This window comes from Rhodococcus sp. CH91 (assembly GCF_022554085.1).
Taxonomy (GTDB): domain Bacteria; phylum Actinomycetota; class Actinomycetes; order Mycobacteriales; family Mycobacteriaceae; genus Rhodococcus.
On sequence record NZ_JAKFYR010000003.1, the window covers coordinates 189,778 to 196,957 of the forward strand.

Annotated in this window: 6 protein-coding genes; 2 read left to right on the top strand and 4 right to left on the bottom strand. The window is 67.1% G+C overall.

The annotated features are described in order from the left end of the window. Nucleotides 1-19: 19 nt before the first annotated feature. From MOM01_RS07665 to MOM01_RS07675, 3 genes are all read right to left on the bottom strand, one after another. Complete coding sequence (locus MOM01_RS07665; protein WP_241384811.1) at nt 20-979, bottom strand: type IV toxin-antitoxin system AbiEi family antitoxin domain-containing protein; 960 nt, start codon at nt 977-979, stop codon at nt 20-22. 94 nt (nt 980-1,073) lie between these two features. Continuing rightward, nucleotides 1,074-2,246 (bottom strand): alkane 1-monooxygenase, encoded by a 1,173-nt coding sequence (locus MOM01_RS07670; RefSeq protein WP_241384812.1) that lies wholly within the window; start codon nt 2,244-2,246, stop codon nt 1,074-1,076. A gap of 209 nt (nt 2,247-2,455) precedes the next feature. After that, entirely contained in the window at nt 2,456-2,659 is a 204-nt protein-coding gene (locus tag MOM01_RS07675; RefSeq protein WP_120280264.1) for a cold-shock protein, read from the bottom strand. Nucleotides 2,660-2,825: 166 nt separating this feature from the next. Here MOM01_RS07675 and MOM01_RS07680 point away from each other — a divergent pair, with 166 nt between their 5' ends. Together MOM01_RS07680 and MOM01_RS07685 are read left to right on the top strand one after the other, a co-directional pair. Then, complete coding sequence (locus MOM01_RS07680) at nt 2,826-4,082, top strand: pyridoxal phosphate-dependent aminotransferase (RefSeq protein WP_241384813.1); 1,257 nt, start codon at nt 2,826-2,828, stop codon at nt 4,080-4,082. Between the two features lie 318 nt (nt 4,083-4,400). Further along, a complete protein-coding gene (locus tag MOM01_RS07685) occupies nt 4,401-5,657 on the top strand; it encodes a YibE/F family protein (protein WP_241384814.1) in 1,257 nt (418 codons plus the stop codon). Between the two features lie 22 nt (nt 5,658-5,679). On the opposite strand, the gene MOM01_RS07690 is transcribed toward MOM01_RS07685, so the two are convergent. Beyond that, nucleotides 5,680-7,095, bottom strand: coding sequence for an Hsp70 family protein (locus MOM01_RS07690; RefSeq protein ID WP_241384815.1), 1,416 nt, complete (start codon nt 7,093-7,095; stop codon nt 5,680-5,682). Nucleotides 7,096-7,180: the final 85 nt, after the last annotated feature.

Below are 7,180 nucleotides of genomic sequence, written 5' to 3' on the forward strand. Positions count from 1 at the left end.
GGGGCTGCGAGCTTTTCCGCTACCTTGCGAGCTTCCGTACCGCCCACGTTCCTGTCGGTCTCCCCGACCGCGCCGCCTGGGCGATCCCCTCGCGGATCCGTCTCGCCACTTCGCCCGGGGTCTGCAGGTCGGCCCATGTCCACCGGACGACCACCCAGCCTGCGCGACGCAGGGCGTCCTCCCGCAATTTCTCCCGGAAGACGACGTCTTCCGCATCCATCGACGCGACGCCGTCACGTCGGTATTTGATCCGCCCGTCGAATTCGCCGATCACCCCGTGCTCGCGCAGGAGGAAGTCCACGCGCGCGAGCCACGCTCCGGTCGCGTCGAACACGTCGACCTGCGTTTCCGGTATCGGCAACTGCTCGCGGACCATCAGCACCCGACTGCGCGACTCGCCGACACTGTCACTGCGATCGTTCATGAAGCAGACCGCGCGGCTCGCGCGGGCGCGTCCCGGATGACGTCCCATCCGTTCGACAGCAGTGGACAGCTCGTCGACGGTCACGAGACCGGTGCGCAGGGCCTGGTCACCGACGACGACGGCAGCTTCGAACGGGATCGTGGCAGCCAGATCGACGACCGTCCGCGCGACCTGCAGCACCCGTGCGCCCTCGATCTCCACGACCTCGTCCTCGCCGAACCGCGACGCGTGCAGCACCCGCCCCGGCGCCCTCGTCGCCCCTCCGGAACGGTTGCGCGTGAGGTGGACGTCGTAGAGCGGCAGTTGCCATGTCTCGAGGCCGAGCAGGACCGCTGCCGATACGTGGCTGAGCGCGGTGCCCTTCGCGGAATTCGTCACCGAGGCCTGTGCGCGATATGCGTGCCGTCCCCGGTCGTCCGCGTCCTCGTAGTCGGCCGAGGGGACGTAGAGTCCCTTCGCCAGTCGCGTCCAGCTTCCGGTGCGGACGAAGCGCCGGATCTCCGACGCCGTCACTCCTCGCCGGAGCGCTTCGTCGCGGCGAATGATCTTCCCCATGGCTCCCAGCGTCACCCGCGGGCGATGCAGGACCGACGCCGAAAGGGCCCGTACGGGCCGTGTTGGGGATGAAAGGGCTGCCTGTGGACCGGACCTACGCTGCCGACGTGTAGCGGGCGAGCAGGGCGGCGCGTTTCCGGGGGTGGATGTTGATCCGCGACAGGTCGTAGCCGTAGTGCTCGAGCAGTCGCGGATCCATCACCCGCCGCCACAGCGGCGGGAACAGCGCCAGGATGATCAGTACCGCATATCCGGCAGGCAGTTGCGGCGCCGCCGGCATCGAGCGCAGCGTCTGGTAGCGGCGCAGCGGGTTGGCGTGATGGTCGCTGTGCCGCTGCAGGTTGTAGAGGAACAGGTTGGAACACACGTGGTTGCTGTTCCAGCTGTGCTCGGGCCGGACGCATTCGTAGCTGCCGTCCTCACGCTTGTCGCGCAGCAGGCCGTAGTGCTCGAGATAGTTGGCGCCTTCGAGGAACATGATCGCCATCACCGCTTGCACGACCAGCCAGGGCAGGATCGTCCAGCCGAATACCGCGACGAGTGCTCCGTAGAGCATCACGCTCAGCGCCCACGCGTTGAGGAGGTCGTTGTGCCGGAGGTTCCAGAACGACTTGCCGCGACGCCCGAGGCGCGCGTTCTCGTACCGAATGGCGGAGCGCAGGCTGCCGAAGACGGTGCGTGGCAGGAAGCTCCAGTAGCTCTCGCCCATGCGTGCGGTCGCGGGATCGTCCGGGGTGGCGACCCGCGCGTGGTGCCCGCGATTGTGTTCGACGTAGAAGTGCCCATAGAACGACTGGGCGAGAGCGACCTTCGCGAGTCGCCGTTCGATGGTGGTGCGCTTGTGGCCGAGTTCGTGTGCCGCGTTGATACCGACACCGCCGACGATTCCGAGGGTCGCGGCCAGCGCGAACTGTTCGGCGCCGCCCATGGGTTGCGACACCCACATCCAGCAGCCGAACACCAGTCCTGCGTATTGGAGCGGGAGATACAGATAGGTGCAATAGCGGTAGTACCGATCGTCCTCGAGCACCTTCAACATGTTCTCGGGCGGATTGCTCGTGTCGAGTCTCGCGAAGGCGTCCACCAGCGGGCAGACGACCGCGATGACGAGTGCACCGGTGGCCCAGAACAGCCCCAGGTGCAGGTAGTGGACGAGCACGTAGGCGAGGAACGGGCTGAGCGGAACGACCAGGCCGTACAGCCACAGATACCGTTTGGGGTCGGACCATCCACCGTGCGTTTCGTAGCGAGGAGTCGCCGAATCCACCAACACCCATCCCCCATAAGGAAAACCCGTCCGGCACGAATATGTCTTGTACCGGGAAGAAACAAACTGTGACCCCACGACCCGGGTACACAATACAAGCCGTGGCTACCGGCAGGTAGCACCTGTCTCGCGTGTGGTGGACGGCACAGAGCACGACGGCGGCGCCGCACCGTGGTGCGACGCCGCCGTATGCGGAAGGCTGATGCGACCTAGATGATGCGCACGCCCTGGGCCTGCGGGCCCTTCTGACCCTGCCCGATCTCGAACTCGACCCGCGCGCCCTCGTCGAGGGTCTTGAAGCCCGAGCCCTGGATCTCGGAGTAGTGAACGAAAACGTCAGCTCCCCCGCCATCCTGTTCGATGAAGCCGAAGCCCTTCTCCGCGTTGAACCACTTGACAGTGCCCTGCGCCATACCACTTGCTCCTTGCATTCCCGCACGTCACCCCGACGTGCGGCCTGAACGGACTTCGATCATCGCACTGATCCGGACATTCGTCGCGTCTTGTTTCCCGACTCGTTATCACGCCCGAGAAAACGCGGATGAAATCGTGTTGCAGCACGGTGGCACCATGTAAGCCGTGACTACCGAGGAGCAAGGCCAACTTCACCACCGCATCAGTCGTCGGCTCGAGCAGTCGTCGAAGCTCCAGAACGTGCTGTACGAGATCCGCGGGCCGGTGCACGCCCACGCCGCGCGGCTCGAGGCCGAGGGGCATCGCATCCTCAAGCTCAACATCGGCAACCCGGCGCCGTTCGGGTTCGAGGCGCCCGACACGATCGTGCAGGACATGATCGCCGCGCTGCCCAATGCGCAGGGTTACTCGGAGTCCAAGGGCATCGCCTCCGCACGACGCGCGATCGTCACGCGCTACGAGCTCGTACCGGGATTCCCGAAGTTCGACATCAACGACGTCTACCTGGGCAACGGCGTCTCCGAGCTCATCACCATCACCATGCAGGCGCTGCTCGACGACGGCGACGAGGTGCTCATCCCCGCGCCCGACTATCCGTTGTGGACGGCGATGACCTCGCTCGCGGGCGGTACGCCGGTGCACTATCTGTGCGACGAGACCAACGACTGGAATCCGGATATCGAGGACATCGAGTCCAAGATCACCGAACGCACCAAGGCGATCGTGGTGATCAACCCGAACAATCCGACGGGTGCGGTGTACTCGCAGGAGGTGCTCGAGCGGATCGTGCAACTCGCCCGCAAGCACCAGCTGCTGCTCCTCGCCGACGAGATCTACGACAAGATCGTGTACGACGACGCCAAGCACGTCTCCCTCGCGTCGCTCGCTCCTGACCTGCTGTGCCTGACCTACAACGGCCTGTCGAAGGCGTACCGGGTGGCCGGCTACCGGTCCGGGTGGATGGTCATCACGGGCCCGAAGGATCACGCCGAGGGTTTCCTGGAGGGTGTGGACCTGCTGGCCTCGACGCGCTTGTGCCCCAACGTGCCGGCGCAGCACGCGATCCAGGTGGCGCTCGGTGGTTATCAGAGCATCGACGACCTGGTCCTGCCGGGCGGGCGCCTGCTCGAGCAGCGCGACGTGGCATGGGAGCGGCTCAATGCGATCCCGGGGGTCAGCTGCGTCAAGCCGCGCGGTGCGCTGTACGCCTTCCCGCGTCTGGATCCGGAGGTCTACGACATCCAGGACGACGAGAAGCTGGTGCAGGATCTGCTGCTGCAGGAACGCATCCTCGTCACGCAGGGCACGGGTTTCAACTGGCCCAACCACGACCATCTGCGCATCGTGACGTTGCCGTGGGCGCGGGACCTGGCGGTGGCGATCGAGAGGATCGGTAATTTCCTTTCGTCGTACAAGCAGTAGGACAGATCTTTCGGAGCCGGAACGAAAATTGTTGCCGAACAGTGATCTGGGCACTTTTGGGACCAAAGTCCCTGATCACAGCGTGCAGGAGGTCACCCGAACAGCGGTTTTTGCGTAGTTCGTGACGATCACCACATGATCAATCCCTCCCCGGTCCCGAAAAAACCCAGTAATTTGTCTTATGGCACTGCAAAGTGCCGGGCTCCCTGACTATCGCCATCCCCCCTGTGCGAGGTCAGGTGACGGTGGCGGGGACACCCCCCCTGCTCCCCGCCACCACCAGCCCACTTCTCCCGCCGATCTGGCTAGCCTGTCCGAGTGAGTCACGGACACGGCCATGGGCATGCCGAAGGTCCCGCCCCGCTGGGGCCGGTCGCCGCGAAGATCGTCGTCGGGATGCTGACCGCGATCGGTGTCGCGGTGCTCATCGGTACCGCCCTGCTGTGGCCGAGCAGCCGCACCGTGGACATCCCCGCGCCCTTCCAGACGACCGGGGGCGGAGCAGTCGTCACCGAGGCCGGCACGGTCGTGGAACAGGGCCCCGGGCCGTGCGGCAGCATTTCCTTCGGCCGTGTCTTCACCGGTGAACCGGCACCCCCTGCAACCGGCGCCTTCGAATGCGAGCGCAGCATCGTCGCCATCGAATCCGGGCCCGACGCCGGTAGCCGGACTCTCCTCGAGGTGATTCCGGGCCCGGGGCAGCCCGAACTGGAGGCGGGTGACGAGATCCGCATCGTCCGTCAGACCGATCCCGCAGGCGTCACTCAGTACTCCTTCTACGACTACGCACGCGGTTTTCCGTTGGCTCTGGTGATCGCGGCGTTCGCGATCGTCGTGATCGCGATCGCCCGCTGGCGCGGTCTGCGCGCCCTGATCGGGCTCGGTGTCGCCTTCGGCGTGCTGGTGGGCTTCATGCTCCCGGCGCTGCTCGACGGCAAACCCGCGGTGCCGGTCGCGCTGGTGGGTGGCTCGCTGATCCTGTACGCCGTGCTGTATCTGGCGCACGGGGTGAATCTGCGGACCAGTTCGGCGCTGCTGGGCACACTCGCCTCCATGGCGCTCGCCGCGGCGCTGTCCTATGTCACCATCCGCATGACGCACCTGACCGGCCTGTCGGAGGAACAGAACACCGACGTGCAGCTGTACATCGGGCACGTGTCGATCTCGGGCCTGCTGCTGGCCGGCTTCATCATCGGCTCACTCGGTGTGCTCAACGACGTCACCATCACCCAGGCGTCGTCGGCCTTCGAACTCGCAGCGCTCGATCCCGAGTCGTCGCGGCGGCACATCTTCTCGGCGGCGATGCGGGTGGGCCGCGACCACATCGCCAGCACCGTCTACACGCTGGTGCTGGCCTATGCCGGCGGCGCCTTGCCCCTGTTGCTGCTGTTCTCGGTGGCGGGGCGCTCGATCACCGATGTGATCACCAGCGACGCCGTGGCCATCGAACTGGTCCGCGCGTGCGTCGGCGGCATCGCACTGACCTTGTCGGTACCGCTGACCACGGCGATCGCCGCGATCCTCGCCCGCACGGACGCTCCCGGCCAGCAGATCCGAGGACGGCACGCACGGTGACTCCGGCCGCACTGCCACCGGATCAGGGCAGACGGAGCTCCGGCAGCCGGGGCAGCTCGATCGTGGGCAACGGCGGCAGGGTCGGCACCGGCAGGCCGATACCGGGGATCGTCGGCGGGGGCGGAGGCGGTGGCTCGGGCGCAGGCGGGACCGGGCGCGGCGAGTAGGTCGTCGGCTCGGGTTCCGGGGTCGCCGACGTGGTCGTGGTGACCTCCGTGGGCGCCACCGCGGGCGTGGGACTCGGTCGCGGCGACGTGCTCGACGGCGTGTACGACTGGGTCGGGCTCGTCTCGGCGTCGGACGAACCGGTGAAACCGGTGCTCAATGCCACTCCGATCACCGCGACGACCGCGAGGGCCGTGCCTGCGAGACCGGCTCCGGAGATCTGCTTGCCGCTGACCGTCGGGCCGCGACCGGCCAGCGACGACCACCAGGGCTTCTTGCCCGCCTCAGTTCCCTGCGCACCCGGAGCTCGTCCGGTCGGAGTGGCGACCGTTGCGGTGACGACGGGGATCTGCTCGGTGTCGGCGGTGCTCGAGGTGGGCCTGCCCGGGACGATGCGGGTGAGCGTCGACACCGGTTGCGAGCTGGGCGGCTTGGCGGCGACCATCGCCCCGCCCTTGGCGAGGACCAGTTCCGGTTCGTGCGGTACCACCAGCGGCAGGCCGAGCCACGAACGGAGCACCTCCTGCACGAGCGGGATGTGCGCGCCGCCGCCGAGCAGGACCACCGCATCCGGGTTGCGACCGGCACGGGAGATCACCTGGTGCACGAACTGTGCCGACGACTCGACGCACTGCGCGATGAGCGGATCGAACGTCTCGCGCGACATGAGCACGACACCGGCCGCCCCGGGCACCGCCACGGTTTCGCTCTTCGAGAGCTTCTCCTTGGCTTCGCGGCACTGGGCCGACAGCTCGTCGTCGGTGGCAGGGTCGTCGGGACGCCACACGCCGTTGGTGTCGAGCTGGTGGGCACGGATCGCGTTGTCGAACACCCGGCCGCCGATGCTGTCGGTGCGTTCGGCGAGCACCTCGCGGGAGACGAGGTCGACGACGGTGACGGTGAGGCCGGCGTCGCCGAGGTCGTAGAAGACGGCAGTGTTGCTCCCGAGCTCTCCGGTGGACTGCAGGTAGGTCACGGCGGCTTCGGGCTCGGAGACGAGCACGTAGCGGTCGAGGTGTTCGGCGGCCATGGCGGCGCGCAGACGCTCGGCCTGCGCCTGATCGCGGTGGACGAGCCCGACGCGCTCGATCGGATCGCCGGCGACGCCGGTCTGGAAGAGCACTCCGAGGGTGCCGGCGGCCAGTCGCGCCGGATCGTCCTTACCCGTCTCCACCACCTGGAACTGGAAGCCTGCGGACGGGGTCGTACGGTCGACCGGTCGCACGACCCGAACGGCGCTCTCCCCCACGGTTACACCGAGAATCGAACTCATCAGCCGCCTTCGACGTTGGTTGCGCCAGCTGCGTGAGCTCCCCCGGCGCCTCGAACTCAGACGATGGTACAGAACGATCCGGACA